The 1,111-nt window shown below is 73.7% G+C and carries 1 protein-coding gene; it reads left to right on the top strand.

The features are described 5' to 3' along the window. Positions 1-1,034: signal recognition particle-docking protein FtsY (ftsY, locus tag MCM47_RS44505; RefSeq protein WP_238951892.1), on the top strand; the 1,034-nt coding region annotated here is incomplete at its 5' end. Positions 1,035-1,111 lie beyond the last annotated feature (77 nt).

The following is a 1,111-nucleotide window of genomic DNA, read 5'->3' as shown; positions in this document are numbered from 1 at the left end:
CGCCGACCGAGGAGCCCCGCCGCACCGTCGAGGAGGTGGAGCTTCCCGAGGCCGAGGCCGTGACCGTCCCCGAGACGGTCGAGGAGGAGGCCCCGGCCCTCGAAGTCCCCGAGCCCACCGCCGGCCGGCTCGTCCGGCTGCGGTCCCGGCTCTCGCGTTCGCAGAACTCGCTCGGCAAGGGCCTGCTCTCGCTGCTCTCGCGGGAGCACCTGGACGAGGACACCTGGGAGGAGATCGAGGAGACCCTGCTCACCGCCGACGTCGGCGTGGCCCCCACCCAGGAGCTGGTCGAGCGGCTCCGCACCCGGGTGAAGGTGCTCGGCACCCGCACCCCGGAGGAGCTGCGCGGGCTGCTGCGCGAGGAGCTCGTCGAGCTGATCGGCAAGGACGCCGACCGCACCGTCCACTCCACCAAGCACCAGGAGGGCCCGGCGGTCGTCCTGGTCGTCGGCGTCAACGGCGTCGGCAAGACCACCACCACCGGCAAGCTGGCCCGGGTGCTGGTGGCCGACGGGCGCAAGGTGGTGCTCGGCGCGGCCGACACCTTCCGTGCCGCCGCCGCGGACCAGCTGCAGACCTGGGGCGAGCGGGTCGGCGCGCGGACCGTGCGCGGCCCCGAGGGCGGCGACCCGGCCTCGATCGCGTTCGACGCGGTCAAGGAGGGCATCGCCGAGGGCGCCGACACCGTCCTGGTCGACACCGCCGGCCGGCTGCACACCAAGACCGGCCTGATGGACGAGCTGGGCAAGGTCAAGCGGGTCGTCGAGAAGCACGGCCCGGTGGACGAGGTGCTGCTGGTGCTGGACGCCACCACCGGTCAGAACGGGCTGATCCAGGCCCGGGTCTTCGCCGAGGTGGTCGACATCACCGGCATCGTGCTGACCAAGCTGGACGGCACGGCGAAGGGCGGCATCGTGGTCGCGGTCCAGCGCGAGCTGGGCGTGCCGGTCAAGCTGATCGGTCTCGGCGAGGGCGCGGACGACCTGGCGCCGTTCGAGCCGGGTGCCTTCGTGGACGCGCTGATCGGGGACTGAGCCCCGGCCGTCACCGGTGAAAGGGTCCGCTCCGCGAGGGGCGGGCCCTTCGTCGTACCCGCTGCCGTACGGCGGGG

The sequence above is a fragment of the Kitasatospora sp. A2-31 genome (assembly GCF_022288725.1).
In the GTDB taxonomy this organism is placed as follows: domain Bacteria; phylum Actinomycetota; class Actinomycetes; order Streptomycetales; family Streptomycetaceae; genus Kitasatospora.
This window is presented reverse-complemented; position numbering and strand designations above follow the sequence as displayed.